A 25,528-nucleotide genomic window follows, 5' to 3' on the forward strand; every position below is an offset into this window, starting at 1 on the left:
GAGCTGGCTTTCAGAGCGTCACGTAAGTGTCATAATCTGTGCACGAACGAATACAGAAGACGCAAAAAATATACATAAAAATGTATCTTCGTGGCCGCAGCGCCACGGTTTTCAGCCTACAAAATCGTTGCAACAATAAGTACGCAAAACCGTCGCAAGTCTGAAATACTCCGCTGATACCCGCCGCTTCAAATTCCAGCGGAAGGGTTTCCCAATGTTCCACGCCTCATTCTTCGGCCGCAGCCTGACGGCGCGCCTCCTTGCGTCGAGTATGCTTGCCACTGTGGCGGGTGTTTCCGCCGCGCATGCCGGAACGATCTCCGGCGAGGTCGCCGATGCTACGGGCACGCGCACCCTGCGCGGCGCTGAAGTTTTGCTGATCGAACTCAGCCAGAGCGCTGAAGTCGGTCAGGACGGCTCATTCCGCTTCATCAACGTGCCCGCCGGCACGTATACACTGCGCGTGCGTTATCCGGGCGCGGAAGAACAGACCCGTGTGATCACGGTAACCGAAACCAGCACCACGGTTGAATCCTTTGCCCTGGCTGCCCGTGGCGCCGGCGGTGAGACGGCGGTGATGGACACGGTTCTGGTCATCGGCCAGCAGGCCAACCTTCTGAGCTCGCTGGCCCGCCAGCGTGCCTCCGATACGGTGGATACGGTTCTGACGCGCGACGCAATCGGTCAGTTCCCGGATCAAAACGTGGCTGAAGCCCTCCGCCGCGCGCCGGGCATCAACGTGCTCAACGACCAGGGCGAAGGCCGCTTTGTTTCCGTGCGCGGCCTCGACCCCAACCTCAACTCCGCCTCGATCAACGGGAACCGCGTTCTGGCAACGGGCGGTGACGAGCGCGCGGTTGCCCTGGACGTGATCCCGTCGGAGCTGATCGAATCCATCGAGATCAAGAAATCGCTGACCCCGGACATGGACGCCGACACGATCGGCGGCTCGGTCGAGATCAACACGACCAGCGCCTTCGACCGCAAGAAGGATCTGTTCTCGCTTTCCTATGAAGGCTCCTACAACGACCTCAACGGTAAGACTTCGCCCAAGGGCTCGATCGATTTCATCAAACTGATCGGTGACCGGATCGGCCTGTCGGGCGGCTTCAGCTATTATGACCGCGAGTTCTCGACCGATAATATCGAGATGGATGGCTGGGAGACGAGCGATGATGGCGTCGTCTATGCCGAAGATGTCGAGTATCGCGACTATGACGTGCGCCGCGAGCGCTATGGCTTTACCGCAGGGATCGATTTCCGGGCGACCGAGAATACCGATCTCTATGTGCGCGGCCTTTATTCCAAATTTGACGACACCGAGCTTCGCCGCCGTCTTGTCTTCGGCATGAGCGAGGCGCCCGCCAGCGGAACCGGCGATACAGCCAGCTTTGACTCTGCAGACGGACGGATCCAGGTCCGCCGCGATCTGAAAGACCGCCGCGAGATCCAGACCATCCGGACAATCTCTGCGGGCGGCAAGACGCAGACCGGACCCTGGACGCTGACTTATGATGCGGCCTATTCCGAAGCTGACCAGACCGAAGACGGTTCGCTCGACCCGTTCCGCTTCCAGGCCCGTTTCCAGACGCCGGGCGCACTGGGCGTGACCTTCGACTATTCGGACATGGAAAAGCCGGGCTACGCCCTCGACTTTGGCGCCGCGAACTTCAACGATCCGTCCAGATATGGTTTCTCTGTTCTCGAGCGCACCACGCAGGAGCGCGCAAAGGACAAGGAAGCCTCCTTCAAAGTCGATGTCGCGCGCGAGTTTGCGCTGACCAATGGCACGCTTGAAGTGAAGTCGGGCGCCAAGCTGCGCCAGCGCGACAAGTCGCTGAACTTTGTCTACGACATCTATGATGGTTTTGACGGCGATCTGACGCTGGCCGATGTGCTTGGTTCACAGACATATGGCCTCGCTGACATGGGTGCGTTGCCGGATCTGGGGGAGGTGCGCGCGTTCATTGCGGTGAATGGTCTGGGCGCCTTCGAGCGCAATGAACTCGACTCGGCCTTCGCATCGACGATCGAAAGCTATGACGCCGAGGAGCAGATCCTGGCAGGCTATGCGATGGCCAAGTATCAGCGCGGTCCGCTGCGGGTCATCGGCGGGGTGCGTATCGAGCAGACGGATGTGGACGCCAATGGCAGCCGCGCCGAACTGGTTGAGGAAGGCGCCGTCGTGGGCGGCGTGGAACTTGACGAGGACACTCTGTTCATCACGCCGGTTTCGGTCAGCAAGGACTACACGGACGTTCTTCCCAGCCTCAACATCCGCTATGATGTTACCGACAAGATCGTGGCACGCGCCGGCGCGTTCCAGTCGATTATCCGTCCGAGCTTCGGCAAGTTTGCCCCGCGTTTCATCATCGAAGAGAATGACGACAATGAACGCACAGGCACGTTCGGTAACCCAGACCTTGATCCGTATCGCGCCACGAACTTCGATGCCACGCTGGAATATTACTTCCTGCCGGAAGCGGTGATCCAGGGCGGCGTGTTCTACAAGAAGATTGACGACTTCATCGTCGACGCCGAGTTCGAGAGCGGCGTATTCAACGGGATCGCCTATGACGAGGCAATCATTCCGATCAATGGCGAGTCTGCTGAGGTCCGGGGCTTCGAATTCTCATACGGCCAGGCCTTCACGATGCTGCCGGCGCCGTTTGATGGCCTGATTGCGAACGTCAACTACACCTACACCGATGCAGAAGGGGAAGTCCTGGGCCGGACGATCCCGCTGCCGACGTCTTCGGAGCACACCTACAACATCGTCATCGGCTATGACAAAGGCCCTGTCAGCCTGCGTCTCTCCGGCGCCGGCCGCTCGTCCTATCTGGATGAGCTGGGCAGCGATGAAGGCACCGACCGGTATGTGAAGCCGCACTTCCAGGTGGATGCTTCGGCGAAGTACCGCTTCAGCCAGAACTTCCAGCTCTTTGCCGAGCTCGTGAACCTGAATGACGCGACCTATACAGCTTATCAGAAGGGCCCGGACCGCGAACGCCTGCTTCAGTATGAAGAATATGGCTGGACTGCGAAATTCGGCTTCAAGGCAAACTTCTAGATTGCCGGTATAGAATAATCGGCCCCCGGATGTGTTCCGGGGGCCGATCCTTTTCAGGCAGGAAGGCGTTCGAACCGGCCCTTGTTGAAGTCATCAATGGCCTGATGGATTTCGGCTTCCGTGTTCATGACGAAGGGACCATGGCCGACAATGGGTTCGCCCAGAGGCTCGCCCGTCAGGACGAGGAGTGTGGTCTCGCCGTCGGCATGGAGTTTGACGTTCTTGCCTTCCCGGCTCAGCAGAAGAACCTCTGCCTCGCCAACCGGCTGAGTGCCATTCACCGTCATGTGGCCGCTGAGCACCACCAGCATGGTGGTGTGGCCTTCGGGTAGGGGGAGAGAAAACTCCGCATCCGGATCAAGACGCACATCCCAGACATTCACGGGCGTGAAGGTTCTGGCTGGGCCCCTGGCGCCGTAAAGCTCTCCGGCGATGATCCTGGCCTTTCCGGTGTGAGCGGGAAGGTCAACCACCGGAATGTCAGCCGAGACGATGCCCTGATAGCCAGCGGGCGCCATCTTGTCCTTGGCCGGAAGATTGACCCAGAGCTGAACCATCCTGAAAGGCCCGCCCGCCTTGGCAAAGCCTGCCGAGTGATACTCTTCATGGATGATACCGCCTGCGGCAGTCATCCACTGGACATCCCCGGGCCCGACGACGCCGCCATTGCCGGCGGAATCACGGTGCTCCACCTCGCCATCATAGACGATGGTGACGGTTTCAAAGCCGCGGTGGGGGTGTTGGCCCACGCCGCGACGCTGCATTGTGGGCGCGAACACATGGGGGCCGCCATAGTCCAAGAGGAGGAAGGGGCTCGCATGCTCGCCGAGCGAGTGATACGAAAAGAGCGAGCGGACGGGAAAACCGTCGCCGACCCAGTGGCCCTGATTGTTGCCGAAGCGGCCGAGAACTGTCTTGCTCATGAGCTGGCCTCCTTTTTGTTCGGCCAGCCTGAAGGGTCAGACCGGCCTGCGCAGCATGTTGTCCTGCAAATAGGTATGCCGGCGCTTCATGAAAGGGCAGACAGGCCCGCAGAATAATGCGGTTCCTGCATAACACTTCTCTGAACTTGCCCCTTCTGCTGGGGCCAGCCTAGAAATTGACCCGGCTGGACACCGCTCCGTCCACGATCAGATTGGCGCCGGTCGTGTAGGAGGAGGCGGGGCTGGCGAGGAAGACGGCTGCGTTGGCGATTTCCTGAGGGGTCGCGCAGCGGCCGGTGGGGTTGCGGGCGTTCGCCTGGGCGAAGAAATCCGGCGCGTTGGTTTTCACCGTGTGCCAGACGCCGCCCTCGAAGAAGACCATGCCGGGCGAGACAACATTCACGCGCAGGCCGATCTTGGCGTATTGCCGGGCAAGCCCCTTGGCCATGTGGATCAGCGCCGCCTTTACCGGGCCGTAGGAGTCTGCCCGGTCCGCCTGCGCGGCGGAGATGGAAGAGAGGATGACGACGGCCGCGTCGCCTGAAGCGGCGGCTGCTTTAGCCAGATGCGGCTGGGCGGCGTCGAAGGCATTTACAGCGGCGAGCACGTCAAGCTTGAAGTTCGATTCCCAGGCGGCGACATCATTGCCCTGCGCCATGGCTCCAGCGTTCGAGATGAGGATGTCGAGCCCGCCCATCGCGCTGGCTGCCTCTGCGATCCAGGCTTTGAGAGCGTCCCCGTCCGTCACATCCACTGAGGCGCCGGTTGCATTGACCCCAAGGGCTTTGAGCTCGGCCACGGCAGCGGAGACCTGATCGGCATTGCGCGCGCAGACGGCAACATTGGCGCCTTCCTTGGCCAGCGTGTCGGCAATCGCCCGGCCAATGCCGCGCGTGCCCCCCAGAATGATGGCATTCTTTCCCTTGAGCCCGAGATCCATGATGTTTCCTTCCCTTATTATCGCGGGAGACTGTAGGAGGGAAATGTTGCGCGGCCAATGGGCGGCGCGGATTTGCAGGAGCGGTAAGCTGGCGCCAGAGACATGCCCCTGACCTGATTGGGTCCGCTCAAAAGGCCGCCCGGAGGGCCAGCATCACACTGCGCGGATCGCCATAGGTGTTGTAGCTGTTGAGACCGCCCACCCGTGCCCAATAGGTTTCATCCAGAACATTGTTCACGGAAAGGGACAGCGAGGTGTTCCTGTTGATCTGCAGGCCGCCCTGAAGGTTGACGACCGTGAAGGCCCCCTGTTCGCGCAGGCCTTCCACGCCGGTTCCGATGATACCGCTGCTATATTGCGCGCCGCCCGCCGCAAAGAAACGCTCGAGCCCCGGGGAGGTGAACTGATAGCGCGCATAAAGCTTTACAGTGTGCTCAGGCTCAAAGGGGGATGTCACCTGACCCACGAGTGTGGGGTGTACGGTATATTCAGTTTCCAGATTTGAATAACCAAGGGACAGATCAATATTGGCGGCCGGATTTCCGACAATCTCGAACTCCCAGCCACGCACCTCGATTTCGCCTGCGGGCAGGAAAAAGCCCGGATTGGCGGTGTCGGCGAGGGAGCGGTTTTCCTCACGCAGCTCGAACAGGGCGATCGCGGCGGTCAGGCCGTCATTGAAGAAGCGCCCTTTCAGCCCGGCCTCATATTGCAGGCCCACACGCGGGTCCAGCGTCTCGCCAGTCACCTGTTGCGCCGATTGGGGGATGAAAATGTCCGTATAGCTCGCATAGGCCGAAATGTTGGGCCGCAGATAATAGACGACGCCGGCATAGGGTGAAAATTCACCGGTCTCTTTTGTCGTTGTGCGCCAATCTGTGGCCGTGCCCGGCGGGATTGTGCGGGAGCGGTTTTCAAAGTCGCTGACACGTCCGCCCAGGATCAGTTTCAGGGCTTCGGTTACCGAAATCCGGGCCTGCGCATAGGCGCCGGTCTGTTTGGTTTCCCCGGCAGATCCGCTTGTATAGTTGAGGGCGGGCTGGGGAATGACATTGGGATTGAAGATCGAGACATTGGGAAACTGCGTTGTCGCGATGCCTGTCTGGTTCCATTCGTAGAGCTGCGCGCCCCACCCGAAGGTCAGGTGATGGGTCTGTCCGAAGAGTGAGACCGGGCCGGAAACATAAGCATCCAACGCTTCGCGCCCGACCCACACATCCCAGGCTCGGCGCATATAAGTGGCTGTCATGGTGTTCGGATTGACCCCCGTCGAGGGGTAGGCGTCCTGATAGGCGTAGTCCTGCGCGCCGGTCATTGCCCGTGCCCGAAACACCCAGCCACCGGATGTCTCATGCGTCAGGTCGACAGTGTATTCGTCTGTTTCGTACGCATACCGGTTCCAGTCAGGATAGACATGCGTGCTGCGGCTGACATCCAGAAACCGTCCGTCAGTATAGGCGGGCAGGCCCATGCTAGGAGAATCCGTTACGTTGTCCTGATAGGCTGCGGAGACAGAGAGCACGGTGTTTTCCGTCAGGTCGAAATCGAGCGCGCCATAGCCCAGCCATTTGTTCATGCCGGTGCGGTCATGAAAATAGCTGCGGTCCTGACCGGCCAGCACTACACGGCTGCGCAGCTGTCCGCTTTCCAGAAGGGGGCCGCCGAAATCCAGCTCGCCCCGGTAATTGTCCCAGGAGCCCGCCTGCGCGGCGGCAGAGATGCCGGCCGTCTCGCGTCCCCGCTTGCGGATGAGGTCGGCTGAGCCCGAGGGATTGCCGCTGCCGCGGAACAGGGCAGCCGGGCCCCGAAGCACTTCCACCCGGTCATACATCGCAAGATCAAACTGCGGCTGGCCGCCCGTGCTGAAGGCGGCAATGCCGTCATAGGAGAGATCCAGAATGGCGCCACGGGCGCGGTACTGAGACGTGGTCGTGTCCCAGGGCGAAACGGTTACGCCGATCACCTGGCTGAGGGCATCTTCGATGCCGGCCATGTTCTGGTCTTCGATCCGCTGGCGCGTGATCACGCTTATCGAGTGGGGGATTTCCAGAATGGAGACCGGCTCACGGCTGCCTGTGCTTGCGGTCGGCGGCGCGTAGGTGGCCCGCTGGCCGGTGACGATGACCTTGTCGGCAATGAGTGGGCTTTCCTCAGAAACGTCCCGCGCTTCATTTGCTGTCTCGGCGCTGGCGGAGCCTGCGGTAAATGCTGCAACCGTTGCAAACGCTGCAGATGCCAGAAATCTCGTCTTGGTCGCCATTTCAGGAGCCCCCTATTTGTGTCCGGAAACAGCGCGTAACACTATAACATTACAAATCAAGTGCGCTTTGACATTTCGCGGGCCTGGCCCATCGAATGGGCGCGTTCGGGGCATGCTGAGGCGGATCTTGCAGCAATATGGACCGGCCGCTCTCCTCCGTGGCGCTCGATTTCCTGAGCCGCTGGCCCCGGACAAACCAGACCTGGGTGTTTCCCTCCGAGACCGGGCAGACCCCCTATCAGGGCATCGGCAAAGTCTGGCGTGAAGTCCGCAAGGAGGCGAAGCTCGAAGATGTCAGGCTACATGACCTCCGGCACAGCTTTGCGAGCTTCGGCATTACAGCGCGCCTGCCGATACCGCTCAGGACGCCCCGAGGCTGGAATGCCGAACGATGTCTGGGCCATGGAGTTGGCTTCGCCTGCCTTCGGCTCATGTCGGACCGGCTGTTCGATGAAAGACCGTTCCGTATCCTGACGATTGTCGACTGTCATACGAGAGAAGCTCTCGCGACATCTGCGAGGACAAACTTCCGGGCTTATCAGGTGATCGACGAACTCGACCGTATCGCCCGGCTGAGAGGAAAACCTAGAAGCATTCGAGTCGACAACGGTCCGGAGTTCGCCGGGCGGCTGCTCGATCAATGGGCGTATCTCAACAAAGTCGAGCTCGACTTCTCAAGGCCCGGAAAACCCACGGATAATGCTTACATTGAGGCGTTCAACAGCCGGCTTCGGCAGGAGTGCCTCAACGCCGCCTGGTTCCTGTCGATGGCCGACGCCCGAAGCCGGCTAAATGAATGGCGAGATGATTACAATGAAAACCGGCCGCATTCAGCGCTTGGAAACTTGACGCCAAGCGCCTTTGCGGCCCTACTTGAACCAGCCCGAAAAGTCGCATGACGGTCGGACCAAAGTCGGGGTCAGCTCCAAAGGCGAACGGAGTCTCCAAATAAGCGGCCCGGATCAGGGGGCTGGGTCACTTCCAATAGCCAGTGACCGGAAGCGTCTTCCAGTCGCGCAGGTTTCAAACCCCTGGTGTCACCATCAGAGGCTGAAGTCCAGGAACTGCCGGAAATCTCTCACTTCGCGTCGGGTCATTCGGTGGAGAGGATGAAGATACGGTTCGTGCCGAGAATATAAGCCTCAGTCGTTCCGATAAGGCGAGACCCGTTACCGGAAATCACCATTTGCCCGGGAAAGATACTCTCCGAGCCGTCACCTGATGAGCCATAAGTGCCCCTGAGATTGCCGAGGGAGTCGTAAGCCCAGATGTCCCTCAGACCACTGCCTCTGATGCCTCCATAAAAGACATCGTTCAGATCAACTTCTGCGTTGTTGGGATAGGGGTCGGCCGGCAGTCGCTGCACCTGCTGAAGCGTTTTTGAGTCGAAGACTAGGAACTCATAGGGCGCGCCGGAGGCAGCGAAGACACGGCTGCCATCGTTGGACAGAGCGACATCCTGACCATTTGAACCCACGCCATGCGCGACATTGCCATTCATCTCCACAATCAGCCGGCCTCCCTCAAGGTAGCTGTAGGACGTATCGAAGCAGTAGAGTGAATAAGGGCTGAGGCCCCTGTTGATTTGGCACACCCGCTCGCCGTTCCTGCTGACGGCAACAGAATTGACGCCTTGGATGAACTTCTGGCTGTCAGGGTTCACAAAGCGTGTGCCGGTATCGAGATCATAGGTGTGTCCGCTTCCGGTAAAGAGTATGGTCTTGCCGTCCACCCGGCCAACTGCCATCGAAGAATAGCCCCCGGCTGGCCAGGCAGGCAGCACGGTACGGTTTGCCAGATCGACTGGCACCAGCACCGAGTTATTAGCATCGACAACGAAGAGCCGCCTGCCATCGGGTGTAATGGCCATCGTGTAGCTGTTGGCCGCCACATCCTCAATGACGCCGGCGACCTCGCCTGTGTAGATGTTGATGATGTCGACATCGCCCGACGAACCCTTGCTGACATAAACGTAGGGCCTTACCGGGTCGGCAATGATGTGCCGGTGCAGAAGGTCGATATCAATGAGCGGCTCGGGATCGGTTGTGCCAACCCAGAGGCCAACCTCAATGGTTTCTGTGTTGGCCACTGCCGGATCAGTGGCCCGGACCTCGACCCGTGCGGTGTGAACTGTGTCGCTTGCGAGCCCTGAGGGATCGGCGCGCAGGGTCAGGACCCAGCCCGTTTCTCCAGACGGCGTCACGCTTAGCCAGGAAGCTGAGCTCTGTGCAGTCCAGCCGAGCGGTTCTCCGGCGTTTTCGGAGACCATGATGTCCCGCTCCAGGATCGAACTGCCGGGAAACCGCGAAAAGCTTACACCCGTTTCGCCGACGGTAATGCGTCGCGGTTCAAGGGTGAGCTCGACGGGAAGCCGTACCTGTTGATTGTAGACGGTGTCGGATACAGTAATCTCGGCTATGTGTCTGCCTTCAGGCAGACCTGTCGGGTCAACCTCCACTGTGATCTCTGAAGGGGAGGTGCCGCTGGCTGGTACGGCGCGGGCCCAGCTCTGGTCAGAGGCGGCCTGCCAGGTAACATTCTGCCCGGTCAGCCGGACCTGCGTTGTTATAGGCGTCGTGGCACCCTCGCCTGCCATCAGGCGAATTGTTCCCGACGGGGCCGCACGCAACGCGTCTTGCAGAAAGAACGTAACATCTACCCTTATTTGCCGGGGTGACTGGCTGTCGGAGATCACGAAAGATCCGCTGCTCCTGCCGAGGTTCACCAGTCCAGAGTAGGGCGCGACCCTTACTGTTGCATTGCCTGTGCCGCTGGTCTGATTAAATGACAGCCAGGGTACATCGGAAGATATTGTCCAGGGGACGCCGTCTCCACTGATGGTGATTGGCAGAGACGGAACGCCCCGAAAAGCGACCCCTTCGAATGACAGCGCCGTTGTTGACGCCGTCAGCAGCGGTCGCGCTGGCAGGTCCGAAGTGAATTGGCCGGGAACCGCCGCCGCGGCGGCGAGATAGTCCTGTTCCAGCTTGCCTGCGACCATATCCTTTGCCGGGCTGGTGACCGGACTGGCAGCGGTAGCCTGAAAGGCGCCGAGGAAGACTGCCTCAAGGCCAAATGTCTGGCCCGGCGCCGTCCCGCTTCGCACGCGAAGCTGGCCCCCGTTTTCTGAAAAGTCGCCCAGTATGGCTGAGAGGCGTTCTTCCGGCGTCCCTGCTTCGCGGAGCATCGCCTCCAGAATGCCGGCATTGATCATTGCTACACGCAGTGCCTGTTCCGATGCCTCTGCAGCGCCGTCTGGCCGTGTGATATCTACGTTCTCGATTGATGACAGTCTGACCTGCGGCAGCCCGAACAGGGCGGCTGCGCGGCTATCTCCGGCGGCAACATCGGTCGCATTGATCGCGCGCCCCTGAGCGGCGTCCTCGGTGTACCGGGTTGCGAACGTCGTCAGGGCGTTGACGTTGACCGTCAGGGTACTGTTGTTTTCCGGGGACGGGACAAGGGCCGAGAGCTGAAAGTCCTCACCGATCTCTACCGTTGAGCCAAACGGTGTTCCGTTGCAGCCAGGCTGGGCATCGCAGACCATCGTTGCGGTGGGATTGCCCTTGACCGTGATCTTCAGGACGCCGCCCTCAAAGTTCAGGCCGGGGCTGATTGAGAGGTCAAAGCTCCCGTCTGCGCTGTTTGTAGTGCCGGTGGCGAGCACCTCGCCGGGAGCGTTCGCGTCGGATACCTCGACTGTTCCGCCGAAGATCATGCCCTTGCTCGCGCTGCCGTCGAGCTCGAAGCCAATGCCTGCTGGGGGCGGAGGCGGTGGAGGAGGTGGTGGCGGAGGAGGCGGGGACGGGGGCGGGCCTGCAGACGGAGGCGGGGCCGTGGTTCCCGAAGAACCGCCGCCACCACAGGCGGCCAGCGTTCCGGCCAAAAGTGTTGCGAGCAGGACAGCCTTGAGGCGGCCTGCGCCAGAACCGGGATATGTCACGAGAGAGCCCTTTTACCCTGAAACCTTCAACATCAGCATTTTGGAAACGGTACCGTCCGCCCGTCTGGAAAAGGCTTCTGAAAGGTCCCTTGTGACCAAATTGTTTGCATATCCGCAGGTTGTCAACCTCGGGTCGCCAACTTAACCATAGAAATAGCTTGGTTTTACAGGGTGTTCCGGCTGCTTCCTGCAAGAAGTTGTCACAATTCTACTTTTCTATCTCTGCGGTGCCGCTCCTGCTGACGCTTGTTTCATCCGGATGCGGATGGTCTGGTGGCGGGGTATATGCCGGATCGCGCGGGCGATGAAACCAGAGATGCAGGCCCTTGTCGCGGGAGATGCGAGATCAGATCCGGCAAATGGACGCGGACAGGGGATAAGCGCCCTGCGCACCCGCCAGTCATCCCTGCACGCGAAGGCCAGACGCCCCTGTTTCAGGGGCAGGCGCCCATCCGGCGCGCGTCCATGAAGACGATCAGCTCATCCATCTGACCGCCGCTGAGTATAATCGCCGAGAATATCGTCGATGTCCGGACCGAGAACCGGCGCGATCCCTTCGGGGAAGGGGCTCTCCTCGTCGGCCCGCACCTCAATCTGCACGTCCAGGGCTTTCAGCGTGTTGAGGACATGGCTCAGACTGGCGCCGGGTTTCCCAGCCTCGACCTGGTTCAGCCAGCGGCGGCTGACCCCTACCATTTCGGCCAGCTCAGCCTGGCCGAGACCGCGGGCTTTCCTGGGGGACCGGATGAGGCTTCCGAAATCAGCGGCTGTTTTCAGGGGAAGATGCACGTAACCGATCCTGCGCACATCACGAAGAGCACGATCGTGCATATATATGGAAAGGGATCTTTCAGGTAAAAGAAGGTCGTACTTCGCAACGGTGGCCCAGACCTGAAGGCGGTCGAGTGTGCGTATCCGTGTCGCGATTGCAGGGCGCGGATCTTTTACGTGCGCCAGTGCATCAAGCTTATAAAGCGCCGTACGTCTGAGCTTTTGCGATCCCATAGGCTTTTCGAAGAAAGCTGATCGCTTCTTCGCGTGTCATGGGGATGTTGAGGGCTTTGGGATCAAGCGTGCCTTCCGCTTCGACGGCTGCAAGAAATGAGCGCACATCTTCACGCAGCGGTTCGCTGACCTGCACCACGGCATTTCCGGGCAGCAGTTGCGAAAGGCGGAAGACATCGGCGCGATGCTTCTTGATGTCATCACCTTTGACCGTCTTGTCGCCTTTGTCGCGTCTGCCTGTCAGATCAAGGAACGCCCGCGCCTTGAACGGGATCAGGATGGATTGATCAAGGATGGTCACACCGTTCTCGACACGCTTGCCGTTCTGGAGCGCTTCAAAATATTGCGGGTCGAGCAGGATTGCGGACAGGCTGACGATATCGGCTTCCACTTCCAGCCGGACGATGCCGGTGTCGTCCGGTAGCGAAATCTTATCAGGCTCTTTCGAAAACAGCTCCAACATAAACGGGAAGCCTTTGTCTTTCGGTTTGTGGAAGCGGTAGAACTCCCGATGCCCGCTGCTTTGCTCCCGTGCTTCGTAACCGCCAGCATTGAGAAAGTCGCGGAACATTTCGCCGAAAGCCGCATCGACCACTTCGATACACAGTACCATGTCGATATCTTTCGTGGCGCGGAAGGGAAGGCCGGCCGCGTCGAAAAGGATGTCGCAGGCTGCGCCGCCGATGATCGCGTAGTGATCGGGATAGTCCTTGAAGAACTCCCTGAACTTGTCGATCCCCGCTACCATACTGCGCGTTCCCTCAATTGTTCTGCGGCCATACGTACCCGCGCATCTTCGTGGTCATGGAATTGCGCGTACAGGGACAGAGGATCGACGATCTCTTCGTCGGACAAACCAGCCGGATCATAGCTCCAGGTCTCCACGGCGAAATCTGGTTCCTGAGCATCGCCTTCGCGATAGTCATGACGCGCCGCAAAGGACCGCCATTCCGTTGCCACAAGGACAAAGGTTGTGAGCCTGGGCGGTGACAGGTCCGTCATCTCTGCCAGAGCGGATTCGCCGCCAAGGAGCAGTGGCGGCCTACTATGTGGTCCCCAGACCATCTTGCGGCTTCTGACAGGGCTGCGCAGCAGGGGGCGGGCGCGGTCGAGCAAGTCGCGACGGTCGTCCCTGAACTGCAGATGACGTTCTCTGCCGTGCTTTTCCGAAACAGCGAGTTCGGCTGCGACCAGATCGTCAAACGCGCGGCCAACGGACATTGGCGAATAGCGCAGGTCTGCTGCAATCTCGGAGGGGGTGGTCGCCCGTTCATTGCGGCGAAGCAGGTGATGGAACAGCACCGCCTGCGCGGCGGGAGACAAGGCATCGGCCGAACTTGCTTTGTATGTCCGGAAATACTCGCGCAGATCCACGCCCAGATCGGGCACATAGAACTGGTTGCCTGGCACGATGAATGACATGCGATGTCCGATCAGGCGGGCGCGATCCCGCGCGCTCAGGGCGGGCAGTCCAAGAATGACTGTGAACTGTGTCTGCCCTTCAACCAGGCGGACATGTTTGATCACATCGCCTGTGTTATCGTTGTCATCGGTTGGCGTCATCAGTAGGCAGGTCCGCCCTGCGATCTCTACCTCGTAAAAGCTGTAGGCACGGGCCAGAAACAGCGGCAGGCCGGGCAGGGGAGCTTCCTGAACCACGCTCATCGGCGCGTGCATGACCTGGCTGGCATAGCGGGCGATCTTGCCCGCCAGCGGCAGAGGGTCGGAAGGATTGCGCTCAAACTCTAACATCACAAACGCACACTAACATTGATAGTGTTATCATTCAATAAAAACGTTAGTGTATTGTATAATAACACAATATCGGATCAGAGCTCCCTGATCGGTTGGTCAGGTTGCGCTGATGAAGGGGGCCAGGGCCTGAAGGGCCACTGACACCGCGGCAGACACGGCTGCCCCGGCATTCAGCTTGTTCTGAAGCGATACTCTCCAGACCAGAACCTTGTCGGCCCCGTATCTCAAGGCGAGATCTCCGTCTCGAAGAATGACCCCATCCATGCTGGGAACTGTTCTGCTCTTCAGTGTTGAGGCCCACCACCAAAGCGCTGCTGCTGTGAAGCCAGAGAGAAGGACTGTCAGTTGCAGGATAAAAAGCACGATTGCCTCCCGAGTTTGATTTTCGCGGCGCTGGTCCCGCAGCATTCTATCCGATTCTCGGGCTTTCCGCAGCGCGCCACTCTCGATCGACGCGCGGCCGATATGAGCAGGCTTCAAGCGGGGAATTGAATCGATTCCAAAGCTCGCTAACTCCGCAGAGTCTCTCCTTGTGCTGTATAAGACAGCCTGCATTCTCGCCATGAGCGAAACGCCACTGAAAAAATTCAGTCGGTGCCAAAGCCAGTAGGCTCTCACCGAAAAGTGCACGATCGTGCGCATCTGTCGAAGGGAACGATCGGTTACATTGGGTCCCTCAGCCTGGCCCGCCCGGCAGCAACCCCGGGGAGCCTCGCTATCCCTGCCGCTTTGCTGCCCGGGCCGCGTGAGGCATCAGAAACGCGGCGATGTCTTCAAGGGGCTCGGCGTGACCGGGCGGAGTCTGACCTTAATCAGCATCCGGAAGGCTGGTGGCAGGGTTCTCGCGGCTCAGTATGCGCACGATCAGAACGTGTTCGGCTGCGATCTGATAGTAGATTGAATGTGCTTTCAGTACGCTCCGGCGATAGCCGGGACGGATGTGGTCCACACTCTGCCAGAGCATCGGCTCCTCGGCGATGGCTTCAAGCCGGCCGATCACCCTGTCATAGTAGGTGTCCGCCGCCTCCGCCCCGAAATGATCGATGCCCCATTCATAGAGCCGAGCAAGATCGTCCTCCGCAGCTTTGGTGAGCCTGTAGGCGGGCGGGCTCACTTCAGCGATTTCCGTTTCCTGACAGCCGCGCGGATGGCTTCCGGCGTCATGTCACTGAGCCCGCTGCGCTCGCCTTCCATCAGCGCGGCGCGGATTGCTTCAAGCCTGTCAGATTCGGCCTGGGCCCGCCGGATAAGATCGCGCATGACCTCGCTGTCATTCGTGTAGGCTCCGCTGGAGATCTGGGACTTGATCCACGCGTCCTGCTTGTCGGTGAGCGTGATGGTTTTGCGAACGGTCGTCATTCCATACTCCTTCCGTCAATAATCATACTATTGGTGCAGTATAGCATACTTTCAACGCCTTTTCCATGAAGGTGTTCCGGGTGGGCTGCCGGGACAGGAGGACAGGCGTTCCAGCGCAAAAGGCTTGAGGACAAGGCCAGAGCTCTGCCCGCTGCTCTTGGACAGGTTCAGCAGGCGGGCGCGCACCGAGGCGCCTGTATTCCGGATCTCCTTAGCCATTGGCGGTCAGCGCCTCCAGATAGGGGCGGATGACCGTGGCGACCCCGCCTGTCTCTGCAGCCCTGGCAATTTCGGCCGGCGTGGCTTTGCGTTGACGCAGAGCTTCCTGCAGACCTTCGAGCGCGACGGGAAGTCCGATCCGGCCGCGATGCCGGAAACAGTCCGCGATGGTCTTTGCCACGCCGAAGACCTTCACCGGTACGCCTTCGATAACATGGGTCCCGACGCTGTCGGCAAGCAGGTCGTCGGCGAAACGCAGCGTACGGACCGGTATGTCGCCGGGCCTCGGCGTCCAGTCGTTGCGGCCGATGGCCAGCCAGACCTTTGCGGGAAGCTGATCGGTCAGGCCATGAAAAGCGAGCGCAGAGACCAGGCAGATCACGGCCTTGGGGAAGCGCTTGGCCGCTTCTGCCAGCGTGTGATGGGCATCGAGGTCTGCGTCCGGACGCTGGTAGAGGCCGCGGGCGAGGCGGACAACCTCTCCGTCCTTTTCCATACGGCTCAGCGTGGCGGCGGTGACGCCCGCCTCCCGGAATTCTGACAGGCGCAGGATCCCGCCTGCCGCGAGGAGGTCGCGGGCTGTCTCGCGCTGGGATCGGAGGCCGGGCATATGATACAATACATTACACTTCAGCTATTACAGTGTGGGATTATGTATCACGCCCGGCGATGAAGAGCCAGCCGGAAAACGGGCTCGCTCTGAAGGCGCTCTGCCCCGGACAAACTGGATCGTTTCGGCTTAGCGTTTCCGGTATCCTGGAACCTGGCTGGGAGGAGATCCGGAAAGACTGGCGCGCGATCCGGCAGGAAGCGGGCATCGAGGACGTGCGCATCCATGACCTGCGCCACAGTTGTGTCGCGGCCGGGCGGCCAACGAAGTGGCATGCATGGTCGCCAGCGCGATGGGGATGGATGTGCAGACGGGGCATAGGGCGGCGTAAGAATCAGCGCCCTGTTCGGCGTGTTTTTCCGACTTGTGTAGTGAATGCACCAGCTGTGGGCCTGATGTCCCCGGCAAGGAATGGCGGCCTCGAGGCCCGTTTCAGGCTGAAGGTTGGTTGACGGTTGGGCAATGCGTGCATAGGGCAAAGCCAACAACACCCCTCAGGCCTAGAGCGCGAGCTTGCCCAATACCGAGGGGTTACTTCTTTGAGGCCTTCTCGAATCCATCGAGAAGGCCTCTTTGATGTTGTACGATAAGCCGCCGACCTCTGTAGACGAGCAGATCGCCCTTCTGAAAGGGCGGGGGCTCGTCTGCGCCGATGAGGCGCTTGTCCGGCGATGGCTGGTCACCGTTGGATACTATCGTCTAAGCGCCTACTGGCTGCCCTATGAGCTGCCGCCGCCGACAGGGCAGACGCGCAGCAAGACGTTTGCGCCGGATACGGCTTTCGAGTCGATTGTCGACATCTATACTTTCGACCGGCAGCTTCGTTTGCTGGTGACGGAAGCAATCGAGAGATAGCGGCCCGCTATCGCGCGATGCTCGATGTGCGGCAATTCGGTTCGGGGGCGCCGCGCCGGAACGGGGTCAACCAGTGTGGCGCGTCGGTCGGCGCAACCGCGATGTCCGGATAATCCTGAAGATAAGAAAGGGCGTGCGCGCGGTTGCGTCCTTCAAACTGAATGTCATTCCGCGTCAGGACGATATCGCCGACGTAGATAAATTCTCCAGGCTTGGCATTGAAAGCAAAGCCACGCTCATCGAAGCGAACGGCCCGCGTCACGCCAGCCTGATAGCTCATGCTGGCGATGACCCAGTCGCCAGGTTCGAAACTTGCGAGAATATAGTGTGGGCCTGAGGCGCGATATGCTGTGGGGCTGAACGGGGAGTTGTGATCAAATGAACGCCCGAGGCCAAGCGGGTGAACCTCACATGTTACGGAGTCCATTTTGTTGAAGGTGATGCCGTAGGGACCCACCTCGCTCCTGACGCCGATCATTACGAGCGCGTTGGGACTGGTTGCATCAAACGCATAGCTTTCTCGAACCTGCGAGGCACAGGCGCTCAGAAAAAATGAAGCAACCGCTGCCATGATGTATGAACGATACATGCTAAATCTCGATTTCATGCATGATCAGCTTCCCACATTAGGTTTAAGATTCTATTTGTGTTCCCGAAAAAATCAAAACAGATAGCGGCCGCTCGCTACGATGGAATTCCCAGCGTAATTCGGAGCTGTTGCTCTACAATGTCTGAGAATAAGGGCGATTTGCTACTTTCGTGAAACTTTGTGCCAACGGCAACTTCCCCTCTTGCGCGAAATTATTAACCGTTCATATTGAACCCGAGGTTGTGAGGGTCGGGACAAGCCGCGCTCGCTGCCTTTCGGCAAAAAGGGGCGGTATGATCGTGGAGGGGCGCGCAGATTCCAATCTGGACCTCGCTTTTTCGAGACGAAAGCTGCTGTTGAGCGGGGCTTTGGTCATGGCTAATAAGGCGTTGACTGGCTGTGCTTCCGAGCCAACTCACGAACCCTTGTTCTTGTCACCCCCATCGGCCGGTAACGGTGAGACTGTTGGCGCCGTTGCAAGAAACCTCAGCCTCTCTGCTGATGGAGATCTTCTCGCATTCGACGGAAAAATCATCAACGGCCAGAGCCCTCATGAGTTGTTTGTGTACAATCGGACTACGCGAATGTGCACGCGCTACAGAATGCCTGTCGCGTCTGGAGCTCCAGACGCACTGAACATTTTAGTGACGCCATCGTTTAGTCAGGACGGAAGGCGTCTCGCTGTAGCGGTGCGGCGTGCATCTCCCAATCCTGGTATGTTGCGGGAGATCCGTCCCTCTCTCTTTCAGTATGCTGATATCGCCGTTTTCGAACTGGCAGGGGGATCGGCGCGCCGATTCGGTGATCGCCGTTTCTTACACGCCTATCCGGTGTTTTCGCCTGCGGGAGACGAGGTATGTGCGATGCGCTCGCGAAATCCGGTCCAGGGCGGACACGTCGAAACAGTGCGTGCTCCTCATAATCATTTTGTCGAATTCAATCTGAACGACGACTCGGTCGAGGCATTCGCGCCGGTGGAGTTCGCCTCTGCGGAACGGTTCTGGTATGCCCCGGATGGGCAAAGCGTGCTCTTCAACGCGGTTCCGCCTATGTCCGCAAACGATGCCGAAGTAACCTTCGGGCGCGTCGTGCTTCCTGGTGTTTGGCGGGTCCCGCGGGGCGCAAAGGCGCAGGATTTAACCCGAGCAGAAGTTCCGATCGATTTTGCAGGACGATCGCTGGATATTCTTACCGGTGTGGATCGAGAGGGCGCTCTGTTTGTTCAGACAGCGCCTCCCACGCGATCCGCAACGCCAATAGCTCTGGAGTTCTATCGGATCTCCGGAGAGCAGGTCGACCTGATTCAATCCGTCCCGGGAGAGACCAGCACTTATCCGTGTGTCTCCGCAAACGGGAAGGTCTTCGCTTGGCGCACCGTCGTCCGATCGGAGCCTGACGTCCTAAAAACAGCCTTTCGAATTATCACTGAAAACAGCAACGAACTGGTCCTTCTCGACGAAATCGTTTCGAGACCACAGGATCTGGACATCTCCGAGTAAGCTGGAGGCGGGAATGGCAACTGAGCAAGATATCCGCGATCTGATTGCTACTGCACGACAAGCGATCTTGCAGAGTTACTCGCAAGCGCCGGACGCTGGAATTTAGAGGTATGCTGCGCGCAAGTTAAGATCCCTCTGCGCCCCGCCCCTCTGGCGAGGGGTCTGTTCGATGGGGACGCCGGTGGCGGCCCCACCGGCCCGGCTCGTCTCCGGTCACGGCGCGCGCCTGTCCGGCGCCCGCCGCGCTGCGGGGGCTCGCCGTCGGGGCGCTGCACGGACGCTTCCCATTGGCCGGGCCAAGGGGGTCGCCCGTGCGATCCGGTCTGGCGGGGGCGTGGGCAGGCGTCGTCAGTCGATGGGCCGTGGCAGCATGAGCCTGGACGTGAGGTGACGCCGGGCGTGCACAGCGTCTGAGTGCGTCCGCGCGGGGCGGGAGGAGACGGCCCGTCGCTTTTGCCGGGGCGCGGCGCGTATGCACGGGGGGCGGGGGAGGGGCCGTCTGAGGCATTGGTATCGTCCGACCTGACCCCGTGCACACCCGCCTTGTGCGCCCCGGCGGCGCGCCTTGTGCCGCCCCCTCCCGCCTTATGCGGAGAGGAACGGGGCGGGAAGGAGCGAGAAAAATGCCAGACCCGATCACGACCGCGCCGGATGGCGCACCGCCTGTGGCTGAGAGGCCGCGTGTCTATGTTGCCTGCCTGGCCGCCTATAACTCCGGCATCCTGCATGGAAGGTGGATTTCTGCCACCAACGCGGACGAAGTCCGGCTGGAGGTGAGCGCCATGCTGGCCGAAAGCCCGGTGCCTGGCGCCGAGGAATGGGCGATCCATGACTATGAAGGGTTTGAGGGCCTCTGCCTGTCTGAACACGCGACCTTTGACACGGTGTGCGCGCTGGCGGACTTCGTTGCGGAGCATGGCGCCCTTGGCGCGAAGCTCTACAGCCATTTCGGCAATGGCCTCACCGAGGCCCGCGCCGCGTTCGAGGACTATGCCGGGCAGTACAAGACCGCCGCCGAGTTTGCCGAGGAGATGATCCGGGAGACCGGAACCGAGATCCCAGCGTCTCTGGAGTACTACATCGACTGGCAGGCGCTTGCCCGCGATATGGCGCTGAATGGCGAAATCCTCGTCATCCAGACCGGCTTTGATGAGGTGCATGTGTTCTGGAACCGGTGAAGATAAGTGCCCGCGCGTCTCGCGCGGGCAAGTCATTGCGGCTGAAGCAGGGGAGAGGCGCGCACTGTCTGTTTGGGTCGTACACGAACAATCTCGCAGACGGTTTGTTTCGGGTCCTTGCGCATCGCCGTTCAGTCAGCAGACGTACGCTTTATGCCGTTGGGGCGCGGTGGTTGGTGAGACCGGCCAGGCTTTTGCCCGAAACGAAGACCGCGACGGGGGAAGGAGGGTCACACCAGCCGGCACCGGCCTTCAGTGGGCGCAACCCGGCGAACCCGGTTCGTCGCCCGGGAATACGAACGACAGGCGGAGGGCAGGGAGCGGGTCCCGGTGGCTTGTCGGGTTGGGAGGGACGGGGGGGCTCAGCTTCGGAGCGGGCCCATCAGGGGGCCATGGTTCTGATGACGCCGTGGGAGTGGGTTTCCGGGTACCTGCTTTTGCGCTCCGGCTACGTACCTCGGCCCCCTTGTTTCCGTCTTTTGCCGTTTGACCTGGACGACCTCCGCCGCGCATGAAACCGCCCCTCCCGAGGAAATTTCCCCTGCGCCTGTCGGCGCATTCCTCGCGGGTTCAAATTTCCTCTGCGGGGCGGTGCTCCGCTTTGCTGCGCCCCTGTCGGGTTCAGGCCCGGCGCAGGCCGTCCTTCCGGTCCGGCGTCGACGGGAACAAGGGGTTCCCGGAAAGACACGCCAGGAAACGCAAAGGAGATCCCCATGGCAAACGCACTCGGATACGTCACTGAAACCAAGACCGGCTTTGAAGGCACCCTCGCCATGATGAGCCTCTCAGCCCCCCTCATCATCCGGAAGAACGCCGGGAAGACCGCGCCGGCCCAGCCCGACTATCGCATCTTCGCAGGCGATACCGAAACCGAGATCGGTGGCGGCTGGATCATGAAGGCGAAATCCAGCGGCAAGGAGTATATCTCCCTCACCCTCGCCGATCCCCAGATCGGGCCGCGCCGGATCTACGCCAACCTCGCCCCTGTCAAAGGCAAGAAGGGCCGCTATGCCCTCCTCTGGAACCCGGGCGAATGACAACCGGCCAGCCGCGCACTCCGTGCGCGGCTGGCCCTTCCCTGCCTACGGCAGGCTCAACTGAAGGGAGGATTGGCGCTTTGCACGCGGTGCGGCGCTGCCTAATATGACCATGATGCGAACCGACCTCGACCACCTCCCTCATGGAAAGCAGCGCGAACTCGCCCGCGTTACGGAGATCCTGTTCGAGGAATTCGCCGACGCCATGGCGGGCGCCTCTTCCCCGAAGAAGAAGCAAGGCCGCATCCTCAAGATCATCCTGTTCGGATCCTATGCGCGCGGGACCTGGGTGGACGAGCCCCACACCGCCAAAGGCTATCTCAGCGACTATGACCTGCTGATCGTCGTCAACCACCAGATTCTCGTCGACTTCGCCACCTATTGGTACCGCGCCGAAGACCGGATCATGCGAGAGACAGGCATCCGGACGCCGGTCAATTTCATCGTCCACACGATGGAGGAAGTGAACGATGCCCTGCGCCAGGGGCAGTACTTCTTCACTGACATCATCAAAGAGGGCATCGCCCTCTACGACCTCAAGGGCAGTACACCCTTCGTGACGCCGCAGCCGCTGACGGCAGAAGAAGCGCTGGCGACAGCAGAGAAGCATTTTGAGCAGCGCATGGAAGGCGTCCGAAGCGCCTTCGAATTCTTCGAATTTGGCCTTAAAGCAGGACGTTACAACGATGCGGCGTTCATGCTGCATCAAACCGTAGAGCGTCTATACACCTGCCTCCTCCTTGTAGAGACGAACTACTCGCCTGCCACCCACAGCATCAAGTTCCTCCGCTCCCTTGCAGAGCAGATCGACTCGAACCTGATCGCTGTATGGCCCCGTGAGACCAAGCACGACCGGCGTCTGTTTGAACTGCTCAAACGCGGCTACATAGATGCTCGGTATTCGGAGCACTATGAGATCACGGTTAAGGAGCTTGCCTGGCTGGGTGCGCGGGCGGAGATATTGCGGACGCTTGTTGAGAAACGATCCGTTGAAAGGATCGAGCAGTTAAAAGTTGGTGCGGCGCATACACTTGGCTGAATGCTGCTGAGCCGTGGCGGTAACGTCACCTCGTAAGTCCGACGCTGCTCCTTTGATATTATTCTGATTGGCTAGGCTGCTAAACGGGCTGCAGCTCCCTTCGAAAAACTTATCCACTCGACATACCTTTTTTCACCATTAGAGCCAAAACTGCACGCAGCATGGAGCACATCTATGTTTTTCGATGCACTGACGATTCCGGTCCCGCGAACGCTTAGAGCTGATCTTTTGGATTTATGAGCTATGAAGTTTCGAAGATGCCGCAATTCGTCTATGGGCCAAGGTGTGATCCCAAGTTCTGCCGATATCTGGGGAAAGTTCGAAACGTCTAGACGTCGAGCAGCGTCAATTGCCTTCGCTGGCAGATACCACTCCGGTTCAAACTGGCTACGAGGATAAAGCGTGATTAGTTTATGAGCGGCTGCTTCTCTTGAGTGCAGACCTGAATAGCTTCTAGAAAATACGGCGCCAGCGCCGTTCACGAACCGGCCTGAAGCGCTATCGAGTATGAGGTCACGAACAAAGTGCTCCCACTCGATTTGAATTTGTATCAATGCTTTCTCAGCCGCGAATGTATGCTGAGGAGTTTTATTGGCCTCAGCATCAACTATCGCAACTACATCAGAAAGATGGTCGAGCCGGCGATAAAAGCGCGGCAGTCTACGCGTGAGCAACATCAGCTGAAATGGCCCTAACCACGGCCTCGAAGCGAGGTTTCCTGCTCGAAACCCGATGAAGCGTGCTCTTCGATGCTGAAACAAACTGCGCGTAAGGGCCATGCTCTTCGGCGCCATCGTCCACCGCCTGAGCCAGCGCAGAGAGATTAACGGAAGCTTTCTCCCAGTCCACGCCTTGACCGGACAACTCATTCACAGACTCGGATAATTTTGAAATAGGCACATAGCCTTTAAGAAAAGCAACAGCTGCAAATAGAACAAGGAAGTTTGGCGCGTCATAGAATGTTGATTCGGCGAAATCGGCTTTTGTGTGTTCAAGGAGTTCCGACACTACTTCATCAAGTTTCTCGCGCAGAGGGGAAAAGTAATCTTCCTCTTCCTTACTCTTTACCTTGTAGTAACGTGTAATTTGCGTTTCACCGCCGTCTCCAAGGCCCCGGTCTAGCGCAATGAACATTTCAGCAATTAGAGTCGTATGTTTGAGCCGGACAGTGTCTCTTGTCGAAACTACCTTCAAGTCCCCCCACAAGGTCGACCAGTGACGAGCCGCGTCATAAATTGCCCATTTTACCGGCTCTGAAAACTCTGCGTGTCGGAGCTCTGCAGGCGTCACTTTCACACTGTATGAGTTTAGGCGAGCAAAGACTTCCAGCACTTCTGCATCGCTGGCATTCACTAGCTGAACCACAGGGATTCTATATGATAAAAATTGTTCCTGATCTTCCACCGCGAGATCTTGGTAAGTCTTTCCTTTGAAATTCGGGGATTTTGACGTCAGCTTTAAGTTGCCGGACGCGAACTCCAGAATCGCTCGCAGGCGCTGTTGCCCATCAACGACCTCCCTCACCGTCGTTTGGGTCTGCGGATTCAACTTAGTTCGAAAGTAGACCTGCGGAAGAGGCAGATCATTCAATATGGTATCGATCAGAAACACTTTCGCTGAAGGGCTCCAAACGGAACCCCTCTGAAACTCGGGAGCCAACACCAACTGTTTTTTGGCCTGCCACTCAATGAAGTCAGAAACTGTGTAGGTCTGCGGTATGCTAGGCATCTAGATCTCTTGTTCTAAAGAAGAATATTTTTGAGGTTAGTGTGTTTATGACCTCTGAAAGTGGTCTTAGCTAGGTTGATGCAAGTCGAATAATCTAGGCAATGTCAAATCCAATTGCCGTACGGTCAAAGATGAGACTAGCTACTCCGATTTAGGCTAACGTTAGCTCCACACAGGAATGGTCAAACGCGCTCTCAGGGAGCGAAAGTGGACGCTCTATATGGCGATATCCATTTCAATTTTTAAAATGCTGCATGAAAGCCCACCGCTGTAGCGTGTTTGGCTTCAGGGATTTCACTATTGCGCCTTATTTAGAATCTCAGCCTGGGAACTGATGTAAACCGACTTGGCCTTATATGGACAGAGCTCACACCCCATGCACCTTCGATGCTGACAGATCGCGGAGCGATCTGTTCTAGAACGCCTGCAGCTGCTGTGGATTCGTTGTCCGGGAAGCGTACACAAAATCCGTGTACGGGGATTACGGCTGTTGGGCTTTTGAAGGCCGGTCTGTAGTCATTGCCGGGAAATGCGCTGTATTCGCTCCTGCTGGCAGGCTTGCGGGTCAGAAAGCGCTACTGACTGCCTGAAGCGGTCCGGCAACAGGCTGACCGCTGTGGCCGGGCTTTCGGCCAGCAGTGTGTAAACCTGCCTGGCAAACTCGGTTCTCGGATAGTGCCACTCGGATTTGGCCATCTGAAGTCCTCCTGGCCATTGCTAGCCATGAATAGCCAGCCTCCGCATGAAGAACGTTATCGATCTCGCTCATGTTCTTGTCTCTTGTGCCGCTCCGTTTCCTTCTGGCGCAGGTTTGCCCGCATGCCGTGCATGGCAGAAGAGGTCTGCGCATTCTGCGCGATGGTGTTCAGCAGGCGCTGCACTGAAGCAAGGCGCTGGGCGGGGGAGGGAGCAGCTGGCGTGCGCGTCGCCGCGTTGACGGGGTGTCCCTGGACAGGCGCGCGGGCGGCCTGAAGTCGCGCCTTCGCCAGGTCAAATCCGAGCGCTTTGGCCTCCTGCTTCCAGGCTTCCAGCAGGGCGGCGCGCTGGGCCGGGCGCTTGGCCTGACGCGTGCGCAGGGCGGTAATCCTCCCATTTTTAAGCGACCGGATTGCTGGACTTCACGCGGCAAGTTTGAGTTTCATGGCGGGGGTGATGCCGCCGATACCCATGTTCGGGCGCTGGTTGTTGTAAGACCATAGCCACCGGGTGGCGTGTTCCTTGACCTCCTCGATCGTGTTGAAGATGAACTGGCCGAGCCATTCCTGGCGGACCGTCCGATTGTAGCGCTCGACATAGGCATTCTGCTGCGGCTTGCCGGGCTGGATGTAAAAGATCCCGATGCCACGCTTTGCCGCCCAGGTTTGCAGTGCGGCGCTGACATTTTCGGGGCCGTTGTCGACGCGAATGCCCATCGGCTTTCCGCGCCATTCGATGATCTGGTTGAGTGTCCGCACCACGCGGGCCGCCGGTAGTGAGAAGTCGACCTCAATGGCAAGGCCTTCACGGTTGAAGTCATCAA

At 59.3% G+C, this 25,528-nt stretch carries 20 protein-coding genes and 2 pseudogenes; 7 read left to right on the plus strand and 15 right to left on the minus strand.

The features are described 5' to 3' along the window. Window positions 1-214 precede the first annotated feature (214 nt). Entirely contained in the window at window positions 215-3,070 is a 2,856-nt protein-coding gene (locus BBF93_RS00070) for a TonB-dependent receptor (protein WP_114104625.1), read from the plus strand. A 53-nt stretch (window positions 3,071-3,123) separates the two neighbouring features. Here the strand turns inward: BBF93_RS00070 and BBF93_RS00075 are convergent, their stop codons facing one another. The 3 genes from BBF93_RS00075 to BBF93_RS00085 all read right to left on the minus strand — a co-directional run bounded on the left by BBF93_RS00075 (window position 3,124) and on the right by BBF93_RS00085 (window position 7,193). After that, window positions 3,124-3,993: a pirin family protein gene (locus tag BBF93_RS00075; protein ID WP_114104626.1), complete on the minus strand. Its 870-nt coding sequence runs from the start codon at window positions 3,991-3,993 to the stop codon at window positions 3,124-3,126. A 169-nt stretch (window positions 3,994-4,162) separates the two neighbouring features. After that, the gene (locus BBF93_RS00080) at window positions 4,163-4,933 is read right to left on the minus strand and encodes an SDR family NAD(P)-dependent oxidoreductase (RefSeq protein ID WP_114104627.1); all 771 of its coding nucleotides are present in this window, start codon (window positions 4,931-4,933) and stop codon (window positions 4,163-4,165) included. A 127-nt stretch (window positions 4,934-5,060) separates the two neighbouring features. Then, entirely contained in the window at window positions 5,061-7,193 is a 2,133-nt protein-coding gene (locus BBF93_RS00085) for a TonB-dependent siderophore receptor (RefSeq protein WP_114104628.1), read from the minus strand. A 300-nt stretch (window positions 7,194-7,493) separates the two neighbouring features. Between BBF93_RS00085 and BBF93_RS00095 the strand changes: the two are divergent. Continuing rightward, window positions 7,494-8,092: pseudogene (locus tag BBF93_RS00095) on the plus strand (integrase core domain-containing protein); the annotation flags it as partial. 194 nt (window positions 8,093-8,286) lie between these two features. Here BBF93_RS00095 and BBF93_RS00100 read toward each other — a convergent pair. From BBF93_RS00100 to BBF93_RS00145, 8 genes and pseudogenes are all read right to left on the minus strand, one after another. Beyond that, entirely contained in the window at window positions 8,287-10,911 is a 2,625-nt protein-coding gene (locus tag BBF93_RS00100) for a BACON domain-containing protein (protein WP_114104629.1), read from the minus strand. A gap of 705 nt (window positions 10,912-11,616) precedes the next feature. Beyond that, window positions 11,617-11,967, minus strand: coding sequence for a helix-turn-helix domain-containing protein (locus BBF93_RS00110; protein ID WP_114104631.1), 351 nt, complete (start codon window positions 11,965-11,967; stop codon window positions 11,617-11,619). Window positions 11,968-12,103: 136 nt separating this feature from the next. Beyond that, on the minus strand, window positions 12,104-12,889 hold the full coding sequence (locus BBF93_RS00115; protein ID WP_114104632.1) for a hypothetical protein: 786 nt from the start codon (window positions 12,887-12,889) through the stop codon (window positions 12,104-12,106). Beyond that, the gene (locus tag BBF93_RS00120) at window positions 12,883-13,893 is read right to left on the minus strand and encodes a MarR family transcriptional regulator (protein ID WP_114104633.1); all 1,011 of its coding nucleotides are present in this window, start codon (window positions 13,891-13,893) and stop codon (window positions 12,883-12,885) included. The genes BBF93_RS00115 and BBF93_RS00120 overlap by 7 nt, the downstream gene beginning before the upstream one ends. An 811-nt stretch (window positions 13,894-14,704) precedes the next feature. Continuing rightward, window positions 14,705-15,010, minus strand: coding sequence for a type II toxin-antitoxin system RelE/ParE family toxin (locus BBF93_RS00130; RefSeq protein ID WP_114104635.1), 306 nt, complete (start codon window positions 15,008-15,010; stop codon window positions 14,705-14,707). Continuing rightward, window positions 15,007-15,255 (minus strand): type II toxin-antitoxin system ParD family antitoxin, encoded by a 249-nt coding sequence (locus tag BBF93_RS00135; RefSeq protein ID WP_114104636.1) that lies wholly within the window; start codon window positions 15,253-15,255, stop codon window positions 15,007-15,009. The genes BBF93_RS00130 and BBF93_RS00135 overlap by 4 nt, the downstream gene beginning before the upstream one ends. A gap of 102 nt (window positions 15,256-15,357) precedes the next feature. Next, a pseudogene (locus tag BBF93_RS19995) lies at window positions 15,358-15,474 on the minus strand (nucleotidyl transferase AbiEii/AbiGii toxin family protein); the annotation flags it as partial. After that, window positions 15,467-16,084, minus strand: coding sequence for an AbiEi antitoxin N-terminal domain-containing protein (locus BBF93_RS00145; protein ID WP_114104637.1), 618 nt, complete (start codon window positions 16,082-16,084; stop codon window positions 15,467-15,469). The pseudogene BBF93_RS19995 and the gene BBF93_RS00145, both read right to left, overlap by 8 nt. Before the next feature lie 576 nt (window positions 16,085-16,660). On the opposite strand from BBF93_RS00145, the gene BBF93_RS00150 reads away from it, so the two are divergent. Continuing rightward, window positions 16,661-16,939, plus strand: coding sequence for an Abi family protein (locus BBF93_RS00150; protein ID WP_114104638.1), 279 nt, complete (start codon window positions 16,661-16,663; stop codon window positions 16,937-16,939). 7 nt (window positions 16,940-16,946) lie between these two features. On the opposite strand, the gene BBF93_RS00155 is transcribed toward BBF93_RS00150, so the two are convergent. Continuing rightward, on the minus strand, window positions 16,947-17,546 hold the full coding sequence (locus tag BBF93_RS00155; RefSeq protein WP_162786343.1) for a hypothetical protein: 600 nt from the start codon (window positions 17,544-17,546) through the stop codon (window positions 16,947-16,949). 275 nt (window positions 17,547-17,821) lie between these two features. Here BBF93_RS00155 and BBF93_RS00160 point away from each other — a divergent pair, with 275 nt between their 5' ends. The 4 genes from BBF93_RS00160 to BBF93_RS00175 all read left to right on the plus strand — a co-directional run bounded on the left by BBF93_RS00160 (window position 17,822) and on the right by BBF93_RS00175 (window position 22,281). Then, window positions 17,822-19,027 carry a hypothetical protein gene (locus tag BBF93_RS00160; RefSeq protein ID WP_114104640.1) on the plus strand — a complete coding sequence of 402 codons (1,206 nt, stop codon included), beginning with the start codon at window positions 17,822-17,824 and terminating at the stop codon, window positions 19,025-19,027. A 623-nt stretch (window positions 19,028-19,650) separates the two neighbouring features. Next, window positions 19,651-20,205, plus strand: a complete 555-nt coding sequence (locus tag BBF93_RS00165; RefSeq protein ID WP_114104641.1) for an antirestriction protein ArdA — start codon at window positions 19,651-19,653, stop codon at window positions 20,203-20,205. Window positions 20,206-20,918: 713 nt separating this feature from the next. Then, entirely contained in the window at window positions 20,919-21,242 is a 324-nt protein-coding gene (locus BBF93_RS00170; RefSeq protein WP_114104642.1) for a DUF736 domain-containing protein, read from the plus strand. Window positions 21,243-21,348: 106 nt separating this feature from the next. Further along, entirely contained in the window at window positions 21,349-22,281 is a 933-nt protein-coding gene (locus BBF93_RS00175) for a HEPN domain-containing protein (protein WP_233349218.1), read from the plus strand. 660 nt (window positions 22,282-22,941) lie between these two features. Here BBF93_RS00175 and BBF93_RS00180 read toward each other — a convergent pair. From BBF93_RS00180 to BBF93_RS00190, 3 genes are all read right to left on the minus strand, one after another. Beyond that, a complete protein-coding gene (locus BBF93_RS00180; protein ID WP_114104643.1) occupies window positions 22,942-24,009 on the minus strand; it encodes a DUF262 domain-containing protein in 1,068 nt (355 codons plus the stop codon). Window positions 24,010-24,525: 516 nt separating this feature from the next. Next, window positions 24,526-24,705, minus strand: a complete 180-nt coding sequence (locus BBF93_RS00185; RefSeq protein ID WP_114104644.1) for a hypothetical protein — start codon at window positions 24,703-24,705, stop codon at window positions 24,526-24,528. A 422-nt stretch (window positions 24,706-25,127) separates the two neighbouring features. Further along, window positions 25,128-25,528 (minus strand): integrase core domain-containing protein (locus BBF93_RS00190; RefSeq protein ID WP_162786344.1); only part of this gene is annotated, 401 nt, incomplete at its 5' end.

Origin of the sequence: Hyphomonas sp. CACIAM 19H1 (assembly GCF_003325995.1) — a bacterium.
GTDB lineage: Bacteria > Pseudomonadota > Alphaproteobacteria > Caulobacterales > Hyphomonadaceae > Hyphomonas > Hyphomonas polymorpha.

Excerpts from the sequence above, each read along its gene's own strand:
- BBF93_RS00070 (WP_114104625.1), top strand. The coding sequence starts at position 215 with ATGTTCCACGCCTCATTCTTCGGCCGCAGCCTGACGGCGCGCCTCCTT.
- BBF93_RS00075 (WP_114104626.1), bottom strand. The coding sequence starts at position 3,993 with ATGAGCAAGACAGTTCTCGGCCGCTTCGGCAACAATCAGGGCCACTGG.
- BBF93_RS00080 (WP_114104627.1), bottom strand. The coding sequence starts at position 4,933 with ATGGATCTCGGGCTCAAGGGAAAGAATGCCATCATTCTGGGGGGCACG.
- BBF93_RS00085 (WP_114104628.1), bottom strand. The coding sequence starts at position 7,193 with ATGGCGACCAAGACGAGATTTCTGGCATCTGCAGCGTTTGCAACGGTT.
- BBF93_RS00100 (WP_114104629.1), bottom strand. The coding sequence starts at position 10,911 with ATGATCTTCGGCGGAACAGTCGAGGTATCCGACGCGAACGCTCCCGGC.
- BBF93_RS00110 (WP_114104631.1), bottom strand. The coding sequence starts at position 11,967 with ATGCACGATCGTGCTCTTCGTGATGTGCGCAGGATCGGTTACGTGCAT.
- BBF93_RS00115 (WP_114104632.1), bottom strand. The coding sequence starts at position 12,889 with ATGGTAGCGGGGATCGACAAGTTCAGGGAGTTCTTCAAGGACTATCCC.
- BBF93_RS00120 (WP_114104633.1), bottom strand. The coding sequence starts at position 13,893 with ATGTTAGAGTTTGAGCGCAATCCTTCCGACCCTCTGCCGCTGGCGGGC.
- BBF93_RS00135 (WP_114104636.1), bottom strand. The coding sequence starts at position 15,255 with ATGACGACCGTTCGCAAAACCATCACGCTCACCGACAAGCAGGACGCG.
- BBF93_RS00145 (WP_114104637.1), bottom strand. The coding sequence starts at position 16,084 with ATGCCCGGCCTCCGATCCCAGCGCGAGACAGCCCGCGACCTCCTCGCG.
- BBF93_RS00150 (WP_114104638.1), top strand. The coding sequence starts at position 16,661 with ATGTTGTACGATAAGCCGCCGACCTCTGTAGACGAGCAGATCGCCCTT.
- BBF93_RS00155 (WP_162786343.1), bottom strand. The coding sequence starts at position 17,546 with ATGAAATCGAGATTTAGCATGTATCGTTCATACATCATGGCAGCGGTT.
- BBF93_RS00160 (WP_114104640.1), top strand. The coding sequence starts at position 17,822 with ATGATCGTGGAGGGGCGCGCAGATTCCAATCTGGACCTCGCTTTTTCG.
- BBF93_RS00165 (WP_114104641.1), top strand. The coding sequence starts at position 19,651 with ATGCCAGACCCGATCACGACCGCGCCGGATGGCGCACCGCCTGTGGCT.
- BBF93_RS00170 (WP_114104642.1), top strand. The coding sequence starts at position 20,919 with ATGGCAAACGCACTCGGATACGTCACTGAAACCAAGACCGGCTTTGAA.
- BBF93_RS00175 (WP_233349218.1), top strand. The coding sequence starts at position 21,349 with ATGACCATGATGCGAACCGACCTCGACCACCTCCCTCATGGAAAGCAG.
- BBF93_RS00180 (WP_114104643.1), bottom strand. The coding sequence starts at position 24,009 with ATGCCTAGCATACCGCAGACCTACACAGTTTCTGACTTCATTGAGTGG.
- BBF93_RS00185 (WP_114104644.1), bottom strand. The coding sequence starts at position 24,705 with ATGGCCAAATCCGAGTGGCACTATCCGAGAACCGAGTTTGCCAGGCAG.